The organism is Sinorhizobium arboris LMG 14919 (assembly GCF_000427465.1).
GTDB classification, from domain to species: Bacteria; Pseudomonadota; Alphaproteobacteria; order Rhizobiales; family Rhizobiaceae; genus Sinorhizobium; species Sinorhizobium arboris.
In genome coordinates this window covers 1,237,554-1,256,656 of the sequence record NZ_ATYB01000008.1, presented here as the reverse complement: position 1 = coordinate 1,256,656, position 19,103 = coordinate 1,237,554, and the positions used below count along the sequence as shown (strand labels likewise).

The window sequence follows — 19,103 nt, the reverse complement described above, 5'->3', positions numbered from 1 at the left end:
TTGGGAGGCAAGCTTATTCGGCGGGCTGGACGAGCGCCGGAATGGTCTCGGCCTGCGCCTCGCCGCCGAGGGCCGCGGACAGCTGTACCTGGTCGAGCTCGCCTTCCCACTTCGCCACAACGATCGTCGCGACTGCATTGCCGACGAAGTTGGTCAGGGCTCGGCATTCCGACATGAAGCGGTCGATGCCGAGGATCAGCGCCATGCCGGCGACCGGCACGGATGGAACCACCGAAAGCGTTGCGGCAAGCGTAATGAAGCCTGCACCGGTGATGCCGGCCGCACCTTTCGAGCTCAGCATCGCGACGAGTAGCAGCAGGATCTGGTCGCCGTAAGAAAGCGGCGTATCGGTTGCCTGGGCGATGAAGAGGGCCGCAAGCGTCATGTAGATGTTGGTGCCGTCCAGGTTGAAGGAATAGCCGGTCGGAATGACCAGGCCGACGACCGAACGCTTGCAGCCGGCCCTTTCCATCTTGGTCATGAGGCCTGGAAGAGCCGCCTCGGAAGAGGAGGTCCCGAGCACCAGCAGCAGCTCCTCCTTGATATAGCGGATGAGCGAGAGGATCGAGAAGCCGTTATAGCGTGCGACCGCGCCGAGGACGACGAAGACGAAGAGCAACGACGTCAGGTAGAAGGTGCCGATCAGCATGGCGAGATTGGCGATCGAGGCGATGCCGTATTTGCCGATGGTGAAGGCCATGGCGCCGAAGGCGCCGATCGGCGCGGCCTTCATCAGGATCGCGACGAGCCGGAAGATCGGAAGCGTCAGCGCCTGCAGGAAATCGACCACGGGCTCGGCTTTCTTGCCGACCGTCGCCAGCGAAAGGCCGAAGAGCACCGAGATGAACAGGACCTGCAGGATGTCGCCCTCGGCGAAGGCGCCGACGAGCGTCGTCGGGATTATGTTCATCAGGAAGCCGGTGATCGACTGCTCATGCGCCTTTTCGGCATAGGTCGCGACCGCTTTGGCGTCCAGCGAGGCCGGATCGATATGCATGCCGGCGCCCGGCTGCACGATGTTGGCGACAACGAGGCCGACGAGGAGCGCGAGGGTGGAAAAGGCGAGAAAGTACATCATCGCCTTGCCGGCGACGCGGCCGACCTTGGCGAGATCGGTCATGCCGGCAATGCCCGTCGCGACCGTCAGGAAGATCACCGGCGCGATGATCATCTTCACGAGCCTGATGAAGGCGTCGCCGAGAGGTTTGAGCTCCGTGCCGATATCCGGATAGAAATGCCCGAGCAGGATGCCCGCGGCGATGGCCGCCAGCACCTGAACATAGAGATGGCGGTAAAGGGGTGTCTTGCCGCGGACTCCCGCGGAATGTTCTATGATCATGTTATCCTCCACATGGCAGGCCCAGTCCGGCAACATGCCGGGCCTCCCGGGCCGCTTTCCGAAGATCGACAGCGTGGCCGTCTTGTGGAGCTGTTCAGCAACAAGCATGCCAGTTTGCCGCCACAGCATCATCGCATTGTATTTATGAGTGTTTTTGAAGCCGTCCCTGCAGCCGACAACGGTGTCGTGCGGATTCCCGCACAGAACTTCTGGCGCACTGGGCGAAAACATGCACAATGCTCGCATGGTCAAACTTCCTGCAGAGGCGAGCGATCCGGATGCGCTTCGCAGCCGGGCCCGCCGATCCTGGCTTGTTTTTGCGGCAGTCGCCCTGGGGCTTCTGGCTGCCGGGCTTCTCCTTGCGCGCGACTACGGCCGGTCGCAGGCGCTTGCCGGCCTTGCCGGTCAGAGCCGCATCGACGCCAGCCTGAAAGCTTCGCTTCTCAGAGCGGTCGTGGAACGGCAGCGCGCCCTCCCCCTGGTTCTTGCCGACGACGCCGCCATCCGCGGCGCATTGCTTTCGCCGGACCGGCAATCGCTGGACCGCATCAACCGCAAGCTCGAGGCCCTGGCGACGAGCGCCGAAACGGCGGTCATCTATCTGATCGACCGGAGCGGCGTCGCCGTCGCGGCCAGCAACTGGCAGGAGCCGACGAGCTTCGTCGGCAACGACTATGCCTTCCGCGATTATTTCCGGCTCGCCGTCCGCGACGGCATGGCGGAACATTTCGCCATGGGCACGGTCAGCAAGCGGCCCGGGCTTTATATTTCCCGGCGCATCGACGGCCCCAGCGGTCCGCTTGGGGTGATCGTCGCCAAGCTTGAATTCGACGGGGTCGAGGCGGATTGGCAGGTCTCCGGCAAGCCGGCCTATGTCACCGACCGGCGCGGCATCGTCCTCATTACCAGCCTGCCCTCCTGGCGCTTCATGACGACGAAGCCGATCGCTGAAGACCGGCTGGCGCCCATTCGCGAAAGCCTGCAGTTCGGCGATGCGCCGCTGCTGCCGCTGCCCTTCCGGAAAATCGAGGCCCGGCCCGATGGCTCCTCGACCCTCGACGCGCTGCTGCCAGGCGAGGCCACCGCCACCTTTCTGCGCGTGGAAACCATGGTGCCGTCGACGAACTGGCGGCTCGAGCAATTGTCGCCGCTGAAGGGGCCGCTTGCGGCAGGTGCGCGGGAAGCGCAGCTCCTCACCCTTGCCGGGCTCGTACCGCTGCTCGCGCTTGCTGCGTTCCTCCTGCGCCGGCGCCAGGTGATCGCCATGCGCAGCGCCGAGGAGCGGCTGGCCCGCAATGCGCTGGAGGCGAGAGTCGAGGAGCGGACGCACGATCTGCGCATGGCGCGCGACCGCCTCGAAACCGAGATCGCCGACCACCGGCTGACCACCGAGAAACTCCAGGCCGTGCAGCAGGACCTCGTCCAGGCGAACCGGCTGGCGATACTCGGCCAGGTCGCGGCGGGGGTCGCCCATGAGATCAACCAGCCGGTCGCCACCATCCGCGCCTATGCGGACAATGCCCGCACCTTTCTCGATCGCGGCCAGAGCGCCACCGCCGCCGAGAACATGGAGAGCATAGCCGAGCTGACCGACCGCGTCGGCGCCATCACCGATGAACTTCGCCGCTTCGCCCGCAAGGGCCATTTCGCCGCCGGGCCAACCGCGATGAAGGACGTCGTCGAGGGTGCGCTGATGCTGCTGCGCAGCCGATTTGCCGGGCGGATGGACGCAATCCGCATCGATTTGCCGCCCGATGGCCTCGAGGCGATCGGCAACCGCATCCGGCTGGAGCAGGTCTTGATAAACCTTCTGCAGAACGCGCTTGAGGCGATCGGCGACAGCGAGAACGGCGCGATCCGGGTGTGCTGCGAGGAGACGGCTGGCGCCATCGCGCTGACGGTCGCCGACAACGGCCCGGGGATCGCGGCCGATATCCGCGAAGAGCTGTTCGCGCCATTCAACACCTCGAAGGAAGACGGGCTTGGCCTCGGTCTCGCGATCTCCAAGGAGATCGTCTCCGATTATGGCGGCACGATCGAGGTCGAAAGCGGCCCCTCCGGAACGACATTTACCGTAAATCTCAAGAAGGCCTGAGCGATGAGCGCCGCCCCATCCGTGTTCCTGATCGATGACGACCGCGATCTGCGCAAGGCAATGCAGCAGACGCTCGAGCTTGCGGGCTTCACCGTCTCGTCCTTCGCCAGCGCGACGGAGGCGCTTCCCGAACTTTCCGCCGACTTCGCGGGCATCGTCATCAGCGACATCCGCATGCCGGGCATGGACGGGCTTGCCCTCTTCCGCAAGGTTCTGGCCCTCGACCCCGACCTCCCGATGATCCTGGTGACGGGGCACGGCGACATACCGATGGCGGTGCAGGCAATCCAGGGCGGCGCCTACGACTTCATCGCCAAGCCGTTTGCCGCCGACCGGCTTGCCCAGAGCGCCCGGCGGGCGCTGGAGAAGCGGCAACTCGTCATGGAGAACCGCGCGTTGCGCAGCGCGGCGGAAGCCGCCTCCGAGGGCCTGCCGCTGATCGGCCAGACGCCGGCCATGGAGCGGCTTCGCCAGACGCTGAAGCACATCGCCGACACCGATGTCGACGTGCTGGTCGCCGGCGAGACCGGCAGCGGCAAGGAGGTCGTGGCCACGCTGCTGCATCAATGGAGCCGGCGCAGGGCCGGCAATTTCGTCGCGCTCAATTGCGGCGCCCTGCCGGAAACGGTGATCGAAAGCGAGCTCTTCGGGCACGAGCCCGGCGCCTTTACCGGCGCCGTCAAGAAGCGGATCGGCCGGATCGAGCATGCGAGCGGCGGTACGCTCTTCCTCGACGAGATCGAGGCCATGCCGCCGGCGACCCAGGTGAAAATGCTGCGCGTGCTCGAAGCCCGCGAGATCACGCCGCTCGGCACCAACCTGACCCGCCCCGTCGACATCCGCGTCGTCGCCGCCGCCAAGGTCGATCTCGGCGACCCGGCCGCTCGCGGCGATTTCCGCGAGGATCTCTATTACCGGCTGAACGTGGTGACGCTCTCGATCCCGCCCTTGCGCGAACGGCGCGACGATATCCCGCTCCTCTTCTCCCATTTCCTCGCCCGCGCCTCGGAACGCTTCGGCCGCGAGGTTCCGGCGATCCCGGCAAGGGTGCGCCGGCATCTGGCGACGCATTCCTGGCCGGGCAATGTGCGCGAGCTTTCCCACTTCGCCGAACGGGTGGCGCTGGGCGTGGAGGAAGATCTCGGAGCTCCGGCCGCCGCGCCTGCCTCAAGCGGATCGACCCTGCCGGAGAGGCTGGAACGCTACGAAGCGGATATCCTCAAAGAGGCCCTCACGGCGCATCGCGGCGACGTCAAGGAGACCCTGCAGGCTCTCGGCATTCCCCGCAAGACCTTTTACGACAAGCTGCAGCGCCATGGGATCAACCGGGCGGATTATGTGGAGCGGGCGGGCGCGAAGAATGGAGAAGCGTAGGTTGGGCATGCCCCTCCCCGCTGGTCACGGGCGGGAGGGGCTTTGGCGCCCGGCGCGATGCCCTATCGAAAACTTGAGCCTGCGGCAGCGACAAGGAACCGGTGAGGGTACGGCAGGTTAAACCCCTCCCACCTGTGGGAGGGGTTGGAGAGGGCAACTCACTTGTGCGGCGCTTCGAGCTCTCTTCCCCCCGCTTGCGGCGAGAAGCCCGCCTATTCTGCCGTCGCCTCGAAATCGACCCTGTCGAGAAGCAGGAGCGGGTTTTGCGAAGCAACCGCGAATTCGAGCGCACCGACTCCGTTCGCGGATTTGGACTTGACGGTCAACGTGAATGTCCCCGGTTTGGCAATGAACTGCGAAGCCGCGTCCAGCACGTTCTGCAGGCGAGGCTGCTGCGCGGCAAACTGCTGCAACGCCACCGACGCCGTCATCGTGAGCATGCCGCGCGCCTGATCCTCCGTCATGTCGTTTTGCTCGGCATAGGCCCTTATGCCCTTGGCGGCGAGACCTTTGTCCTCGATCTTCAGCTTTGCTTCACGGGCGGTGAGGCCAAACAGCGCCGCTCGCGTCTTCGCCTCGTCGCCGGAAAAGAAGTCGCCGCTCACGCCCCCCAACAGGCCGGAGAGGGAAAAGCCGCCGATATCTTTTCCACTTGTGGAGATATCCCTGATGACCAGAGTCTGGTTCGGCTCGTCCCAGTTGGCTTCGATGTTGGACGACAGGACCACCTCGTTGAAACCAAGGTTGCGGAGCTGTGCGAACGGCTCGTCGCGAATATGATCCGGAATCGGCAGGGTCAGGTCCTGATATCTGATGCGGATGTCGGTCGGAATGCCGTTACGGGGCTTCGTGAGCGCCAACTCGTAATCCTTGAGTGAGAAGCGCACGCGCCCGGGGGCCGAATCCTGTGCCTCGCTCCCGGCGTCTTCGGCGCCTGTATCGGGCAGATCGACATCCAGACCCGCCAGCCGGACCGTACCGAATTCCGGCAGCAGTGTCGTGAAGGGAAAGCTCTCGCGCTGCTTCTCGTCCAACGCGACCATTCTCTGCAGACCGTCCAGGGTCGAATTCCAGGAAAACCCCGAAATGCTCGCTTCGGAGACCTTGACGTAGTCCGCGCCCTCTCCCATCGAGAGGCCGTTCAGCGTGGCGTCAAGCTTCCGGCCATCGACCTCAAGGGCGAGGCGATCTATCGCAAGCTTGATCCTCTCGCCTTGATCACCGCCCCTCATCGGCGCGTCGATCGTCAGGCCGAGCATTTCCATGTCGGCCTTCTCCGTCATATCGGCAATCGACAAAACCCGATTGAAGTAGGCTTGTTGTTCCGCCGGCGGCAATTGATCGGGCGCCGAGACCGATTTCAGCTCTTTCAGGATGTCGAGCAGCGGCTCGGCCGGCATCCGCATGCTGAAGCCGCCGCTGCGAAGCTCGTCATAGCCGAAGCTCGCCTCACCATCCGAGAAGGCGATGTTTTTGACGGAGATCGGTCCATAGGCGGGCTTTGCCTCCTTGTCCTCAGGGCCGGCCCTTTCGGTATAGAGTCGGGCCAGATAGGCGGCGTCGATGTCCTGTGCCGTGACGTTTCCCATGGAGCCCGTCAGCCGCTTCGCCTTGGCATCCTCACCGCCGGAAGCGTCCGCACCGAATTCGAAGCTGGCGCCGCTCGCCGAATAGCGGGCGATACGCCCGCCGCCGATGTCTTCGGAAACCACGTCCCTGTAGACCAGCTTCTGCTCGGTGCCGGCAAAGGTCTGGGCGAAGACGATTTCAGGGGCGGAAATGCGTTTTGCCGCGAAGAGTTCTACCCGCTCCGAGAGGGACAGTCCGCTCCTCCCGCCGAACATCTCCGTCAAGGTGTTCGGGCCCAAATCCGCGTCTTCGACGACCGCGCGGGGAACGGAGACTGTGCCGAATGCGCTCTCGAGTTCAAGGCCGCCTACTTCCAGCTGGCCCTCGAGGAAGAGGATTTTGGGCCGGCCGTCAAGCGCGGCGAGACGAACTTCCGCCCCCTCCTTCAGCGGCAAAGTCACGTCGCGCAGATGAATGCGCCCCAGGAAATCCGCTTCGACGCTGCCCGCCTTGCCCCCGCGCTCGGCGATCATCCTGCTCACGCGATTTTCGACGACGGTCTTGTAACCGGCCATGCCGGCGGCCGTGATTGCTACCACCGCAACTGCGGCCCAAAGCCCCTTGCGTCTCTTTTTTCCCGTTACTGCCTCAATCTGCCCCACGACAATCGTCCCTTCGCTATGCGCTTGACGGCGCCTCATTCGTGACGGGTGATTAGATGTAAGGCGCTGCATTTGCAAGCATCGCGGGAGGACAATCCGGAGCAGATGATCGACGCGCCCGACATTCCTCGTCCGAGACCCGACCGCGCCGGAGGCGGCCGTTCAAAAACCATCTTGACGCCGCGCCGATATCCGTTCCTAATTGCGCCATTCACCAGGGGGGTCCCGGCAAGGGGCTGAGATACTGCTAGCGCGCGCAGTGACCCGTTGAACCTGATCCAGTTCATACTGGCGTAGGGACGGTGCAGACGTGCAACAGCCAGGAATCCGTGCACCCGCGGTCCGTCGGCCAAACGTCTTTTCATCCTTCCGGCTTCAGAACTGGGTCTCCAACGCGAAAACTTTGGAGCCTCAAGATGAATCTAGTCAAACCAATCGCCGCGGCGCCCTCGGTCACGCAAGGACCGCTTCCCGCATCCCGCAAGGTCTACAAGCCGGGCGAGATCCATCCCGACATCCGCGTGCCGATGCGCGAAATCGCCCTGCATCCGACCTCCGGCGAGCCGCCGGTCACGGTTTACGATTCCTCCGGCCCCTACACGATCGAAAACGCCGATATCCGCATCGACGCGGGCCTGCAGCGCCTTCGCAGCGACTGGGTTCTCAAGCGCGGCGATGTCGAAAGCTACGACGGCCGTGCGGTGAAGGCCGAGGATAACGGCTTTGCGACTGGGGAAAGACTGACGCCGGAATTCCCGGTTCGTCATCGGCCGTTCAAGGCCAGGCCGGGAAAAGCGGTCACCCAACTCGCCTATGCCCGCGCCGGCATCGTCACTCCGGAAATGGAATTCATCGCCATTCGTGAAAATCTCGGCCGGAAGCCTGCAAAGGAGGCGCTCGCCCGAGACGGCGAAAGCTTCGGCGCCTCGGTTCCCGACTTCGTCACGCCGGAATTCGTCCGCCAGGAAGTGGCCGCCGGCAGGGCGATCATTCCGGCCAACATCAACCATCCGGAAGCCGAACCGATGATCATCGGCCGCAACTTCCTGGTGAAGATCAATGCGAATATCGGCAATTCCGCCGTCACCTCCTCCATGGCCGAGGAGGTGGAGAAGATGGTCTGGGCGACGCGCTGGGGCGCCGATACGGTCATGGACCTTTCCACCGGCCGCAACATTCACAATATCCGCGAATGGATCATCCGCAATTCGCCGGTGCCGATCGGCACCGTGCCGCTCTACCAGGCGCTGGAGAAGGTGAACGGCATCGCCGAGGACCTGTCCTGGGAGGTCTTCCGCGACACGCTGATCGAGCAGGCGGAGCAGGGCGTCGACTATTTCACCATCCATGCCGGCGTCAGACTTCACTATATCCCGCTGACCGTGGATCGCGTCACCGGCATCGTCTCGCGCGGCGGGTCGATCATGGCGAAGTGGTGCCTGCATCACCATCGCGAGAGCTTCCTCTACGAGCATTTCGAGGAGATCTGCGACATCTGCCGCGCTTACGACGTCTCCTTCTCGCTCGGCGACGGCCTGCGTCCCGGCTCGATCGCCGACGCCAACGACAGGGCTCAGTTCGCGGAGCTGGAAACGCTTGGCGAACTGACGAAGATCGCCTGGGCCAAGGATTGCCAGGTGATGATCGAAGGGCCTGGCCATGTGCCCATGCACAAGATCAAGGAGAACATGGACAAGCAGCTCGCCGTCTGCGGCGAAGCGCCCTTCTACACGCTCGGGCCGCTTACCACCGATATCGCGCCCGGCTACGACCACATCACGTCAGGCATCGGCGCGGCGATGATCGGCTGGTTCGGCACCGCCATGCTCTGCTACGTCACGCCGAAGGAACATCTGGGCCTGCCCGACCGCAACGACGTCAAGACCGGTGTCATCACCTACAAGATCGCCGCCCATGCCGCCGATCTCGCCAAGGGGCACCCGGCCGCCCGCACCCGCGACGACGCGCTGTCGCGCGCCCGCTTCGAGTTCCGCTGGGAGGATCAGTTCAACCTCTCGCTCGACCCCGAAACCGCGCGCAATTTCCACGACGAGACGCTGCCCAAGGAGGCGCACAAGGTCGCGCATTTCTGCTCCATGTGCGGGCCGAAATTCTGTTCGATGCGGATTTCCCACGATATCCGCGCCGAGGCGCAGAAGGAGGGCCTGGAGGCGATGGCCGCGAAATATCGCGATGGCGGCGATCTCTACATGCCGCTCGACGAAAGCAATGGCGCGCGCGCCGGAGAATGAAATGCGCGTGCTGATCAAAGGGGCCGGCGTCGCCGGCCTTACCGCCGCCCATGAGCTTCTCGCACGCGGCGCCGAGATTACGATCATCGAGAATGCTGCCGGCGTCGCCGGGGCCGCTTCCTGGTATGCGGGCGGCATGCTCGCTCCCTGGTGCGAGCGCGAAAGCGCCGAGGAAGCCGTCCTGACGCTTGGGCTCGGCGCTGCCGACTGGTGGGATGCCGCGCTCCCTGCCGGTTCCGTCCATCGCAACGGCACGCTCGTGGTCGCACAGCCGCGTGATGCAGCCGAACTCAAGCGCTTCGCTTCGCGCACCTCCGGCCACCGCTGGGTCGAAGCGGAGGAGATCGCAGCGCTGGAGCCTGCCCTCGCCGGCCGTTTCCGGCGAGCACTGTTCTTTCCGCAGGAGGCACATCTCGACCCCCGCCGGGCACTTTTGACGCTCCGGCAAGGGCTGGTGGTACGCGGCGCCGCGTTCGCCGGCGAGGACACGGACGAGCATGGTTTCGCGCTTACCGTCGATTGCACCGGAGCCTCGAGGATCGGCGCGATCGACGGGCTTCGCGGCGTTCGCGGCGAGATGGCCTATCTGCAGACGGACGAGGTGGCGCTGTCGCGCCCGGTACGCATGCTGCATCCCCGCATTCCGCTCTATATCGTGCCGCGCGGCGGCGGCCTCTTCATGTGCGGCGCGACGATGATCGAGAGCGACGACGCCGGGCCGATCACCACCCGCTCACTGATGGAGCTGTTGAACGCCGCCTATGCGCTCCATCCGGCTTTCGCCGAAGCGCGCCTGGTCGAGACCGGCACGGGCGTGCGCCCCGCTTTTGCCGACAACCTGCCCCGGGCCTCTCGCCGCGAAAACACGATTACCGTCAATGGCCTCTATCGCCACGGCTTTCTCCTCTCCCCCGCCATGGCTCGGGAGGTGGCGGCGCTGGCCCTGGGCGAAGAGACACGCAAAGGAGATGTCCGATGAAGCTGACTGTCAATGGCGAGGAACACGAGCTTCCGGCCGCCACGCTCGCCGAACTCTTGCAGCGCCTCGATTTCGAAGGCGACTGGCTGGCGACTGCCGTCAACGGCGAGCTTGTCCGGAAGGGCGACCGATCCAGCTACCGGCTCCAGGACAGCGACCGGATCGAAATCCTGTCGCCGATGCAGGGAGGCTGATGATGCCGCTATTCTATGGAACAGAGATCCGGTCGAGGCTTCTGCTCGGCACCGCCCGTTATCCCTCGCCGGCCGTGCTCGCCGAAGCGGTGCAGCGGTCGGGAACCGATATCGTCACGGTCTCGCTCCGCCGGGAGACGGCCGGCGGGCGTCAGGGCGGCGCCTTCTTCGAGCTGATCCGCGAGCTCGGCGTGCGCGTGCTGCCCAACACGGCCGGCTGCCATTCCGTCTCGGAGGCGGTGCTGACCGCCAGGATGGCGCGCGAGGTTTTCGGCACCGACTGGATCAAGCTCGAAGTGATCGGGCACCAGGACACGCTGCAGCCCGACGTGTTCGGGCTGGTCGAGGGAGCGCGCATCCTCGCCGGGGAAGGCTTCGAGGTCTTTCCCTACACCACGGACGATCTCGTCGTTGCCGAAAAGCTCTTGGAGGCGGGCTGCAAGGTGCTGATGCCCTGGTGCGCGCCGATCGGCAGCGCCATGGGACCGCAGAATATTGCGGGCCTGCGTGCCATGCGCGCCGAATTTCACGACATTCCGCTGATCATCGATGCCGGCATCGGCCGCCCGTCGCACGCGGCGACGGTCATGGAACTCGGCTACGACGCGGTGCTGCTCAATACGGCCGTCGCCGGCGCCGGCGACCCTGCCGCCATGGCCGAGGCCTTCGCCAAGGCGATCGACGCCGGATATGCGGCCCATGGCGCCGGCATGCTCGAGCCGCGCGATATGGCCGTCCCCTCCACCCCCGTCATTGGAAAGGCAGTCTTCTCGTGAAGCTCGATCCCTTCTATCTCATCGTCGACAGCGCCCGATGGATCGAACGGCTGGTGCCGCTCGGCGTCAGGCTCGTCCAGCTCAGGATTAAGGACCGGAGCGAGGACGATATCCGCCGGCAGATACGGGTCGCCAAGGCAGTCTGCGCCGCGCATCATTGCCAGCTCATCGTCAACGATTACTGGCGGCCGGCGATAGAGGAAGGCTGCGATTTCGTTCATCTCGGCCAGGAGGATCTGGCGGAAGCCGATCTTGCCGCCATCCGTGCCGCCGGGCTCAGGCTCGGTGTCAGCACCCATGACGAAGCGGAACTCGAAACTGCACTGGCGGCAGAACCGGACTACGTCGCGCTCGGGCCGATCTATCCGACGATCCTCAAGGAAATGAAATGGGCGCCGCAGGGGCTGGAGCGGCTTTCCGCCTGGCGCGCGCGTCTCGACCGGCTGCCGCTCGTCGCCATCGGCGGGCTCAACCCGGACCGGATCGAAGGCGTCTTCGCCCACGGCGCCGACAGCGCCGCCGTGGTGACGGACATCACGCGGAACGCCGATCCGGAGGGAAGGACGAAGGAGTGGATAGGGAAGACGGAGGCGTGGCGATAGCTCTACCCGCGAGGGGGCCCGGCCGCCGTCATCGGTCGAAGACGGCGGCACTTGACATTTGTCACATGTGATGAATTATGTCAGGATTTCCGTCCGAAAGACCTCCATGCCGATTCGTGCCAACGATCAGATCATCCACAAGGCCGCCTGGCTCTATTATACGCACGGCCTGCGCCAGGATGAAGTCGCCCAACGGCTGGAAATCTCGCGTGCTTCCATCGCCATGTATCTGCGCAAGGCGCGCGAGATGGGCATAGTCACCATCACCACGTCGACGGAACTCTTCTCCGACGACGTCCTTGCCCGCGAGCTGGAGGACGCCGCGGGACTGACGAGTGTCTGGATCGTTCCCGAGGACCGGCAGGCCATGGACCCGGCCGTCGAGATGCCCGTGGTGGCGGCCTCGGTTTTCCTGGAGCTCATCAACAAGGGCGACAGAATCGGGGTCGCCTGGGGCCGCACGGTGTATCATATAGCGGACGTCATGCCGTTTGCCGATCTTCGGGGCGTGTCGGTCGTGCAGCTCTGCGGCAATCTCGGCGCTCCCTACTCCTACCGCCCGGATCAGTGCACTACGGAAATCGCCCGCCGTCTCAATGCGGAAGGCATCAACTTCTATGCGCCGCTCGTCCTCTCGTCCGAGCGGCTTGCCGAAGAGTTGCGCCGCGAGCCCGTCATCAGGGAGCAACTTGCAACGATTTCGGACTGCAAGCTCGCGCTCTACTCCGTCGGGGGCATCGAGGAGGACAGTCACCTCGTCAAATGCGGCGCTCTTTCGGCCAAGGAAATGCATGCGATGGGTGAAAGGGGTGCAGCGGGAGTCATCGCCGGGCAGCTCATCGATCGCGATGGCCAATATATGGACTGCGCGCATAACCGGCGCTTGATCTCCGCAGATCTCGACTCCATCCGCGCGATCCGCAAGCGCATGCTGGTCGTGCAGGAGGACAGCAAATTCGAGCCGCTGATGGCGGCATTGAAGGGCGGGTTTGCCTCGCATCTCGTCGTCACCGCATCTATGGCGCGGCGGGTCATGGATCGCTGGAGCCGCATTCCTTGAACTTGTGCGCCGTGCGCCCGCCTGGACGCACGGCGCCATAAATCAGGGCTGCGGCATCCAGGCCGGCATAGCGACGTCGGCATGAGCGAATTGCGGCAGCTTCATGCCCAGTTCTTCCATGTTCTTGATATCCTGATCACTCAGGTCCTTCTGGGTGATCAGCGTCGGCGGTACGATCACCTGACGGCCGGGATCCTCGCCGGCAAGCAGCATGGCGAGCGAACGCACCGAGACCTGGCCGACGACGGCGGGATTCGTTGCGGCGGTCGCCACCCAGGCCGAGCCCGCCTCCCGCATGGCGGCGATGTCCGAGGTCGAGATGTCGGCCGAGTAGATCTTCACGCTGGGGGAGAGACCCGCCTCGTCGACCGCGATCTTCACGCCCTTGGCGAATTCGTCATAGGGGGCGAACATCACCGTGATGTCCGGGTTGGCTGAGATTACGGAACGGGCCTGGTTGGCGACGGAATTGGCGATCGGGTTGTCCATGGTGCCGAATTGGGCAGCTTCCTCGATGCCGGAATATTTCTTCTTGAATTCCTTCCAGGTCTCGTCTCGGCGGTCGAGCGGGGCGATCCCGGCGACGTAGACGTAACCGGCCTTGAAGCTCTCGCCGTTATCCTTGATCGCCTGCTCGAGGGCGAGACGGGCCAGGTCGCGATCGGACTGTTCGATCTGCGGAATCTTATCGTTCTCGACATTCACGTCGAAGGCGACGACCTTGATGCCGGCATCGACCGCGCGCTGGGCAGCTTCCTTCATGGATTCCGTCAGGCCGTGCTGGATGATGATACCATTCACTCCGAGCGCTATCGCCTGATCGACCATATCGGCCTGGAGCGCGGCGTCCTGACGGCTGTCGAATATCTGAAGCTGCACGCCGAGGGCCTTGGCCTGTGCTTCGACGCCCGCGAGATATGACTGAAAGAAGTCGCCGGTCGAAAGATAACGCACGAGCGCGATCTTTACGTCGCCGGGCTTGTCGAACGGCTTCGGCATGTCGGCGGCAAGGGACGGCACGGCGAAGGCAGCCGCGCCCATAAACGCGAGCGTCCATCTGCCCAGGGTTCTGCGAGTTATGTCCATGTCAGTCTCCTCCACTGATGAACGTTGACGGTCCGCCGAGGTCTCCTCAGCGTTTGCCTCTTTTCGAGAGCGCAAAGGTAAAGATCAGGGCGACGACGAGCACCGCGCCCTTGATGAAATCCTGCGTGTAGTAAGGCGCGTTCATCATCGTCAGGCCCTGCAAGAGGATGCCGACGAAAAGCGCGCCTACGGCCGTTCCGAAAGCATTCGGCTTGGCCGCGCCCAACACGGCAAAACCGATCAGCGCGGCGGCGACAGCGTCGAGCAGCAGGTTGTTTCCGGAAGCGATATCGCCGCGGCCGAGGCGTGCTGCGAGCAGAATGCCGCCGATAGAGGCGAAGACGCCGGAAATGACGTAGGCCGAGATCTTGTAAGCATTGACCGGCGCCCCCGCGAGCGCGGCCGCGCGCTCATTGGATCCGACCGCATACATTATGCGGCCGAAGCGGGTGTATTCGAGGAAGAACCAGATCGCTATGGCGAGCGCCACGAGCACCACGACCGAGACCGGCACGAGGTTGGGCAGGACGAGATCGAAGCGGTGGCGACCGAGCGCCAGGAAAGCCGGACTGAAGACGCCGGTCGCAACCGAACCGTCGGGCAGCGTCATGCCCGCAGCAATCGAGCGGCCTTCGGTCGGGATGCGCTGAAGGCCGAGCAGCAGGAACATCATGCCGAGGGTAGCCAGAAGGTCCGGAACGCGCATGTAGACGATGATGAAGCCGTTGATCAGGCCAACGAGCGCGCCGACGGCAAGACAGACGAGCGCCGCCGTAAGCGCGTCGCCCCCCATCACCACCATGACATAGGAGGAAGCCATCATCGCGGTGGTGGCGACCGAGCCTATGGAGAGGTCGAACCCACCGACGACAAGCGTCGCCGTCACGCCGAGGGCGAGAATGCCGGTTATCGACACGGATTGCAAAATGAAGACGGCGCTTTGAGGGGAGGCAAAACCTCCGGTTACGAGCGAGAAATAAAGAACCATGCCGGCGAGCAGCATGAGGAAGCCGTACTTGATCGCGGTTTCCCTGATGCCCCACGTGCCTGGAAGTACGGGGGCTGCGGCGGGTTTGCTCTGTTCACTGCTCATGATGCATGACCTGCTGATGGGATTGACCGGCGATCTGCGACAGCAGGCGCTCGACATCGACTTCAGAGTTTCGATGTTCGCCGACGATGGTCTGCTCCGACATGACGAGGATGCGGTCGGCGACCTCGAACGCTTCGTCGAGTTCGGTCAGGAAGAGGATGGTGGAACGGCCCGCGGCCGAGATGCGCAGCTTGTGGCCGATGTCCCGGCGGGCGGCGATGTCGACGCCCTGGAACGGCTCGTCGAGGATGAGCAAACGCGAAGGTTCGCAGAGCCAGCGTCCGACCATCACCTTCTGCTGGTTTCCGCCTGAAAGTGTCTGCATCTCGTCACGTTCGTTCCGGCAGATGACTCCGAGCGAGGTGATCTGCCCGCGCGCCTTGGCCCTTTCGGCCCTGCGGCTCGAGATGCCGAAGCGGGAGAGCCTGCTCAGGAACGGCAGGCTGATGTTCTCGTAGAGGTTGAAATCGGGCACGATGCCGCTTTCGGCGCGATCCTTCGCAACGAGGAAAACACCGCGCGCAATCGCCTGACCGGTTGTCTTCGGGGCATAGCGCAAGCCGTCAAGGGTCATTTCGCCGGCCACCGGGAAGCGCGCTCCAAACAGCGTTTCGGCAAGCGCCGTCTTGCCGACCCCCACCAAGCCGGTGACCGCGACAATCTCGCCATCGAGGAGATCGAAATCGAAAGGCCGCGCATGGTCGGAGAGCTTCAGGCTGCGCACCTTGAAAATCGGCCCGCCGGCCTTGCGCACCGCGATTTTGCCCGCCGAGACCTTGCGGCCCAGCATCGCGTCGACGGCGCCCTCGTAGTCGAGATCGGGCCCCTCAAAACGACCCGTGATCCGGCCATCACGGAGCGAGACGATGCGGTCGGCGAGGCGGCGGATATCCGACATGCGGTGCGAGATATAGAGAATGGCGACGCCGCGCGCCTTTAGCCGGTCGACGAGATCGAAGAGGCGGTCCGCTTCGGCGCTCGAGAGGGAGGACGTCGGCTCGTCGAGGATCAGCACCTTCGGCTCATGCGACATCGCGCGGGCAATCGCCACCATCTGCCGGTCGGCAAGCGTCAGGTCGTTGACGTTGGCGGCAAGATCGATGGAGAGCCCCATATGGGCGGCGACCGCTGCCGCCTCACGCCGGACGCGGCGCGGATTGAAGAAGAACCGCGAGCCACGCCCGTTCAGCCGGTCGAACGTCAGATTGGTTGCGACGTCGAGGTCGGCGACGACTCCGTCATTGATGTTCTGGTGCACGGTGACGACGCCGGCGCGGATCGCCTCGGCAGGCGTCACCGGCTCGAAAGCTGCATCCGCAAGCGTGATCGCGCCGGAGTCGCGCGCATAGACGCCGGAGAGAATGCGCACGAGGGTGGATTTTCCGGCGCCGTTGGCACCCATCAAAATGGTTACCGCCCCGGCCTTAAGATCGAGATCCACCCCCCGGAGGACCTGCACTGGTCCAAAGGATTTGCGCACGCCCTCGATGCGAAACACTGCCTGTCCGCTCATTGTCTCCTCCCGACGCTGCACGTTAGGATAGGCTTTCATCAATTGTCAAGGCCATTGACATTTGACAGAATGATGCCTTAGCTGTGCCATGGCGAGCGGTGGAGGCCGCGGCATGCGCAGGAGGAGGATATGGACAAGCAAGTCTTCGAGGCGCTCAGCGCCGAGACACTGCCGCACCGGCTCGGCGGCAATTCCGCGCTCAGGGAGAAGATCGGCGAGGACGCCTCGCGCTGGACCGTCCAGGAGGTCGGCGACGGCAATCTCAACCTCGTGTTCATCGTCACGGGCAGCAAGGGCACGGCGGTCGTCAAGCAGGCCCTGCCCTATGTGCGCCTTGTCGGCGAGAGCTGGCCGCTGCCTCTGAAACGCTCCTTCTTCGAGTACCACGCGCTGGTGCGCCAGGCTGCGCGTGCTCCCGGTATGGTGCCGGAGATCTTCTTCTTCGACGAGACGCAGGCGCTGATCGTCATGGAGTATCTGACGCCGCACGTCATCCTGCGTCGCGCGCTGATCGATGGACGCGAACTGCCCAATATAGGCTGCGATCTCGGCCTTTTTGCCGCCCGCACGCTTTTCCGCGGTTCGGACCTTTCCATGGCGACACGCGAAAAGAAAGCGGACCTGGCGCTCTTTGCCGACAATGTCGAGCTGTGCGACATCACGGAAAACCTTGTCTTTTCCGACCCTTATTTCGAAGCCGAACTCAATCGCCACACCGCGCCGCAGCTCGACCCGATCGTGAAGGAGCTTCGCTCCGACCGCGATCTCAAGGTCGAGGCGCAGCGGCTGAAGCATCTCTTCTCCGCCAAGGCGGAAACGCTCTGCCACGGCGACCTGCATACCGGCTCGGTGATGGTCACGGACGCTGAGACCCGCGTCATAGACCCAGAGTTCGCCTTCTACGGACCGATCAGCTTCGACGTCGGCATGCTCCTCGCCAATTTCTGGATGAGCTACTTCTCGCAGAGCGGCCAGGAGGGCGCGACCGGCGCGCGCAACAGCATGCGCGCCTATCTGCTCGAGACGATCGAAACGATCTGGGAAACGTTCCGCTCGGAATTCGCCCGACTCTGGCGGACCGAGCGCATGGGCATCCTCTATCAGGCGCGCGTTTTCGAGGACAGGAACGACCCGCTCGGCGCCGAGCAGGCGCTCAACATCGTCATCGACGAGATCTGGCGCGAGATGCTGGGCTTTGCCGGAATTGAGATCCACCGCCGCATTCTCGGCCTCGCCCACAATGCCGATTTCGAAACGATTGCCGATCCCGACCGCCGCGCCGCCTGCGAAAGCAAGGCGTTGAAGCTCGGACGTCATCTCGCCGTCAACCGGCATCGCATCCACAGCCTCAGGGATATCCGCGCCACGGCGGAGCGGCTTCAGAAGGAGACACTCGCGTGAAAGTCGGAGAACGTCATTACCACACGATCTGGCTCAACGAGGATGGCCGCTCCATCGACATCATCGACCAGCGCTGGCTGCCGCACGACTTGCGTGTCGTGACGCTGAAGACTGTCGCCGACGTGGCCCTCGCCATCAGCGACATGTGGGTGCGCGGCGCGCCGCTGATCGGCGTCACCGCCGCCTACGGCGTTGCCATCGCCATGGCGAAGAACCCATCGAATACGCATCTTGATGCCGTCTGGGACGAGCTTCACGAAACGCGACCGACCGCCATCAACCTGCGTTGGGCCCTCGACGCAATGCGGGACCATCTGCGCCCGCTGCCGGAAGCAGAACGCGCGGACGCCGCCTACGAGCGCGCCGCGGAAATCGCGGAAGAGGACGTCAAACTCAACCGGGCTATCGGCGCGAACGGTCTCAAGGTCATCCGCGAAATCGCCGCAGAGAAGAAGCCGGGCGAGCCGGTTCGCATCCTCACCCACTGCAATGCCGGCTGGCTGGCGACCGTCGATTACGGAACCGCGACGGCGCCGATCTACATGGCGGTCGAGGAAGGCATACCGGTGCACGTCTATGTCGACGAGACGCGGCCGCGCAACCAGGGCGCCTATCTCACCGCCTGGGAGATGAGCAGCCATGGCGTGCCGCACACGTTGATCGTCGACAATGCCGGCGGGCATCTCATGCAACACGGCGACGTGGACATGGTGATCGTCGGCACCGACCGCACCACGGCCAATGGCGACGTCTGCAACAAGATCGGCACCTACCTCAAGGCACTCGCCGCACGGGACAACGGCGTGCCCTTCTATGTCGCCCTGCCGTCACCCACGATCGACTGGACGGTCCATGACGGGGTCAAGGAAATTCCGATCGAGGAACGGCCCGGCGACGAGGTGAGCTTCGTGCAGGGACGCGCCTTCGACGGCTCCATCGCCAGTGTGCGCATCTCGCCGGAGGGCAGTCCCGCGGCAAATCCCGCCTTCGACGTGACGCCCGCGCGCCTGATCACCGGTCTCATCACTGAGCGCGGTATCGCCACGCCCTCACCGGAAGGGCTTATAGCGCTCTTTCCCGAACGGCGTTGAGACGATGCCGCGACCCG

The 19,103-nt window shown here is 64.2% G+C and carries 15 protein-coding genes and 1 riboswitch; of the genes, 10 read left to right on the top strand and 5 right to left on the bottom strand.

Features of this window, described 5'->3' with window-relative positions:
• Positions 1–13: 13 nt before the first annotated feature.
• Positions 14–1,339: a dicarboxylate/amino acid:cation symporter gene (locus tag SINAR_RS0106455; RefSeq protein WP_033057134.1), complete on the bottom strand. Its 1,326-nt coding sequence runs from the start codon at positions 1,337–1,339 to the stop codon at positions 14–16.
• Positions 1,340–1,568: 229 nt separating this feature from the next.
• Here SINAR_RS0106455 and SINAR_RS0106450 point away from each other — a divergent pair, with 229 nt between their 5' ends.
• Together SINAR_RS0106450 and dctD are read left to right on the top strand one after the other, a co-directional pair.
• Complete coding sequence (locus SINAR_RS0106450; protein WP_027998326.1) at positions 1,569–3,434, top strand: sensor histidine kinase; 1,866 nt, start codon at positions 1,569–1,571, stop codon at positions 3,432–3,434.
• A gap of 3 nt (positions 3,435–3,437) precedes the next feature.
• Positions 3,438–4,808 carry a C4-dicarboxylate transport transcriptional regulatory protein DctD gene (gene dctD, locus SINAR_RS0106445; RefSeq protein WP_027998325.1) on the top strand — a complete coding sequence of 457 codons (1,371 nt, stop codon included), beginning with the start codon at positions 3,438–3,440 and terminating at the stop codon, positions 4,806–4,808.
• 212 nt (positions 4,809–5,020) lie between these two features.
• On the opposite strand, the gene SINAR_RS0106440 is transcribed toward dctD, so the two are convergent.
• Entirely contained in the window at positions 5,021–7,039 is a 2,019-nt protein-coding gene (locus SINAR_RS0106440; protein ID WP_027998324.1) for an aq_1923 C-terminal domain, read from the bottom strand.
• Between the two features lie 206 nt (positions 7,040–7,245).
• Positions 7,246–7,357, top strand: a riboswitch (TPP riboswitch).
• Positions 7,358–7,455: 98 nt separating this feature from the next.
• Between SINAR_RS0106440 and thiC the strand changes: the two genes are divergently transcribed.
• From thiC to SINAR_RS0106410, 6 genes are all read left to right on the top strand, one after another.
• On the top strand, positions 7,456–9,291 hold the full coding sequence (gene thiC / locus SINAR_RS0106435) for a phosphomethylpyrimidine synthase ThiC (RefSeq protein ID WP_027998323.1): 1,836 nt from the start codon (positions 7,456–7,458) through the stop codon (positions 9,289–9,291).
• A 1-nt stretch (position 9,292) separates the two neighbouring features.
• Positions 9,293–10,270 carry a glycine oxidase ThiO gene (gene thiO / locus SINAR_RS0106430; protein WP_027998322.1) on the top strand — a complete coding sequence of 326 codons (978 nt, stop codon included), beginning with the start codon at positions 9,293–9,295 and terminating at the stop codon, positions 10,268–10,270.
• Positions 10,267–10,464 carry a sulfur carrier protein ThiS gene (gene thiS / locus SINAR_RS0106425; RefSeq protein WP_027998321.1) on the top strand — a complete coding sequence of 66 codons (198 nt, stop codon included), beginning with the start codon at positions 10,267–10,269 and terminating at the stop codon, positions 10,462–10,464. Before thiO ends, thiS begins: the two co-directional genes overlap by 4 nt.
• A gap of 2 nt (positions 10,465–10,466) precedes the next feature.
• Positions 10,467–11,240, top strand: a complete 774-nt coding sequence (locus SINAR_RS0106420; RefSeq protein ID WP_027998320.1) for a thiazole synthase — start codon at positions 10,467–10,469, stop codon at positions 11,238–11,240.
• Positions 11,237–11,842: a thiamine phosphate synthase gene (locus SINAR_RS0106415; protein ID WP_027998319.1), complete on the top strand. Its 606-nt coding sequence runs from the start codon at positions 11,237–11,239 to the stop codon at positions 11,840–11,842. Before SINAR_RS0106420 ends, SINAR_RS0106415 begins: the two co-directional genes overlap by 4 nt.
• A 70-nt stretch (positions 11,843–11,912) precedes the next feature.
• Positions 11,913–12,902: a sugar-binding transcriptional regulator gene (locus SINAR_RS0106410; RefSeq protein WP_027998318.1), complete on the top strand. Its 990-nt coding sequence runs from the start codon at positions 11,913–11,915 to the stop codon at positions 12,900–12,902.
• Positions 12,903–12,944: 42 nt separating this feature from the next.
• Here SINAR_RS0106410 and SINAR_RS0106405 read toward each other — a convergent pair whose 3' ends face one another.
• Genes SINAR_RS0106405 through SINAR_RS0106395 form a run of 3 tightly spaced genes read right to left on the bottom strand, consistent with a single transcriptional unit; the run spans position 12,945 to position 16,594 of the window.
• On the bottom strand, positions 12,945–13,988 hold the full coding sequence (locus SINAR_RS0106405) for a substrate-binding domain-containing protein (protein WP_027998317.1): 1,044 nt from the start codon (positions 13,986–13,988) through the stop codon (positions 12,945–12,947).
• Positions 13,989–14,034: 46 nt separating this feature from the next.
• Positions 14,035–15,081 (bottom strand): ABC transporter permease, encoded by a 1,047-nt coding sequence (locus tag SINAR_RS0106400; RefSeq protein WP_027998316.1) that lies wholly within the window; start codon positions 15,079–15,081, stop codon positions 14,035–14,037.
• The gene (locus tag SINAR_RS0106395) at positions 15,071–16,594 is read right to left on the bottom strand and encodes a sugar ABC transporter ATP-binding protein (RefSeq protein ID WP_027998315.1); all 1,524 of its coding nucleotides are present in this window, start codon (positions 16,592–16,594) and stop codon (positions 15,071–15,073) included. The genes SINAR_RS0106400 and SINAR_RS0106395 overlap by 11 nt, the downstream gene beginning before the upstream one ends.
• Before the next feature lie 129 nt (positions 16,595–16,723).
• On the opposite strand from SINAR_RS0106395, the gene mtnK reads away from it, so the two are divergent.
• Both mtnK and mtnA read left to right on the top strand, forming a co-directional pair.
• Positions 16,724–17,995 (top strand): S-methyl-5-thioribose kinase, encoded by a 1,272-nt coding sequence (mtnK, locus tag SINAR_RS0106390; protein WP_027998314.1) that lies wholly within the window; start codon positions 16,724–16,726, stop codon positions 17,993–17,995.
• Positions 17,992–19,086 (top strand): S-methyl-5-thioribose-1-phosphate isomerase, encoded by a 1,095-nt coding sequence (gene mtnA, locus SINAR_RS0106385; RefSeq protein WP_027998313.1) that lies wholly within the window; start codon positions 17,992–17,994, stop codon positions 19,084–19,086. The genes mtnK and mtnA overlap by 4 nt, the downstream gene beginning before the upstream one ends.
• The last annotated feature ends 17 nt before the right edge of the window (positions 19,087–19,103 follow it).